Genomic DNA, 2,364 nt, shown 5'->3' with positions numbered 1-2,364 from the left:
CCTGCCCAACCCGCCCGAGGCGTGCCTCGGGCCCATGGCGCCAATGGTCCTGCGCAGCCCGCCCGGCCGCCCCTCGACGGCTTCCTGCGGGCGCGGACGCATCAGACCCCAAGGCGGGAGCAAGGGCAAAAGCAAAGGCAAAGCCAGGAATTGCGGCTTCGGCTTTTGACTTTGAATTTGAATTTGAATTTGAATTTGATCTTTCTTCTCCCGGCTACCCGGCGGGAGAAGAAGGCGCGGGCAATGCTTGAAGCGGATGGGCGTGGGGCCAGCGCAAAACCGTGAGGCGCATGGATGCGCCGACCGAGCCCCCATGGATGGGTTTACGGCGTGTTTTGCGCTGGCCCCACGCCCATCCGCCCTCAGCGCAGAACACCGCCGGCTTCTACTCACGGTAGCCAGCAACAAAAAAGGACGGCGCGTCAGCGCCGTCCCTCGATAAGCCCCCGCGCAGCGGGAGACGTCATCCACTTCAGCTGGGATCAGCCGGCGCGACCGCCGCCGTTGCCACCCTGGCCACGACCACGGCCACCACCATTGCCACCACCGCCACGGCGCTGGCCCTGACCCGCGCCCGCACGCTGCTGGCCATGGCCACCGCCCTCGCGACGGCCGCCTCCGGCCTTCTTCGGGCCGGCATGCGCATGACGCGGCGCATCGCCGTGCGGACGGCGTGCGTGGCTCTTGCGCGGTGCGCGCTCGCCGGTATCGTGCTCGGCCTTGCCCGGTGCGCTGTTGCCCCAGCGGATCGGCGTCTGCAGCTCGAAGCCCGGCACGTCGCGGATGTCCATGTCGCGGCCCAGCAGGCGAGTGATCGCACGCAGCAGCTTCACTTCGTCCTGCGCCACCAGCGAGATCGCCTGGCCGGTGGCACCGTTACGGCCGGTACGGCCGATGCGGTGCACGTAGTCCTCGGCCACCATCGGCAGATCGAAGTTGATCACCTTCGGCAGCTCGTTGATGTCGATGCCGCGCGCGGCGATGTCGGTGGCCACCAGCACGGTCACGCGACCGGCCTTGAAGTCACCCAGTGCACGCAGGCGCTGGCCCTGGCTCTTGTTGCCGTGGATCGCCGCGGTCTTGATGCCGGACTTTTCCAGGAACGTGGCCAGCTTGTCGCTGCCGTGCTTGGTACGGGCGAAGACCAGGGTCTGCTCGCGGCTGTCCTGCGCCAGCAGGTGCAGCAGCAGGTCGCGCTTGCGGCTGCCATCGACCGGGTGCACGCGGTGGGTGATGGTCTCGGCCACGGTGTTCTTCGGCGTCACCTGGATCTGTTCCGGGTTGCGCATGAACTCCAGCGCCAGCTGGCGGATGTTGTCCTCGAAGGTGGCCGAGAACAGCAGGGTCTGGCGGTTCTGCTTCGGCAGCTTGGCCAGGATGCGCTTGATCGACGGCAGGAAGCCCATGTCGAGCATGCGGTCGGCTTCGTCCAGCACCAGCAGTTCAATGCCGGACAGGTCGATGCTGCGACGCTCCAGGTGGTCGATCAGGCGGCCCGGGCAGGCCACCAGCAGGTCCACGCCACGGCGCAGGATGTCCAGCTGGTTGCCCATGCCGACGCCGCCGTAGATGCAGGCGCTGGGGATGCGCAGGTACTTGCTGTAGCCGCGCAGGCTGTCGTGCACCTGGGTGGCCAGCTCGCGGGTCGGGGCCAGGATCAGCGCGCGCGGTTTGCGCGGGCCACTGCGCACTTCCTGCGAGGCGGTGCCCAGGTGCTGCAGCAGCGGCAGGCCGAAGGCGGCGGTCTTGCCGGTGCCGGTCTGTGCGCCGGCCAGCAGGTCGCGACCGGCCAGCGCCAGCGGGATCGCCTGCTGCTGGATCGGGGTCGGGTTTTCGTAGCCCTGCTCGGCAAGCGCACGCAGCAGGAAGGGCGCCAGGCCCAGCGATTCAAAAGACATTGAGATTGCTCCAAGTACAAGAAACGCCTGTCCAAACGGACAGACGGGGGCAGATCAAACTGATCGGCTGACTCGGAGCGTTCCCGTGAACCGCGCTGCGAGAATTGGGTGCAGCCGGCACGAAGCGCAGGCTGGAATGCGTGACGAACGGCGTCGGAGTGGGGGCGGGCGAAGAGGGCGGACCCTGGTCGCCGGCGATCCCGGAGGGAAACGGACGGCCGCTGCAGACCCCGCAAGTCTAAACGATGTTTGAGACTTCACGCAAAAAGGCCTGTTCAGGTAAGGGGCTCTCTGCAGGGCTGCGCCCTGCACCCGCAGACGCCCGAGCCAAGGCCAGAGCAACGTCAGAAGCCGGGTTCCTGCGGGTAGGCGGGGGGGAGCCGGTGGCAGGGGGCGCTGCAAGTACGTCCATGTAAGCTCGGTCGCCGCATCCATGCGGCTCACGCCCCTGCAGCCGGACCCACCC

The 2,364-nt window shown here is 67.7% G+C and carries 2 protein-coding genes; one reads left to right on the top strand and one right to left on the bottom strand.

The annotated features are described in order from the left end of the window. The coding region (locus tag ARC63_RS23555; protein WP_231298564.1) for a hypothetical protein at positions 1 to 285 on the top strand (285 nt) is incomplete at its 5' end. A 197-nt stretch (positions 286 to 482) separates the two neighbouring features. Here the strand turns inward: ARC63_RS23555 and ARC63_RS03210 are convergent. After that, positions 483 to 1,898 carry a DEAD/DEAH box helicase gene (locus ARC63_RS03210; protein WP_057502497.1) on the bottom strand — a complete coding sequence of 472 codons (1,416 nt, stop codon included), beginning with the start codon at positions 1,896 to 1,898 and terminating at the stop codon, positions 483 to 485. Positions 1,899 to 2,364: the final 466 nt, after the last annotated feature.

Source organism: Stenotrophomonas geniculata ATCC 19374 = JCM 13324, from assembly GCF_001431625.1.
Taxonomy (GTDB): Bacteria; Pseudomonadota; Gammaproteobacteria; order Xanthomonadales; family Xanthomonadaceae; genus Stenotrophomonas; species Stenotrophomonas geniculata.
The sequence above is the reverse complement of the archived record's forward strand: the minus strand, read 5'-3'. Positions and strand labels throughout refer to the sequence as shown.

Bases quoted from the DNA above. Each gene is read 5' to 3' on its own strand.
- ARC63_RS03210 (WP_057502497.1), bottom strand. From the start codon at position 1,898: ATGTCTTTTGAATCGCTGGGCCTGGCGCCCTTCCTGCTGCGTGCGCTT.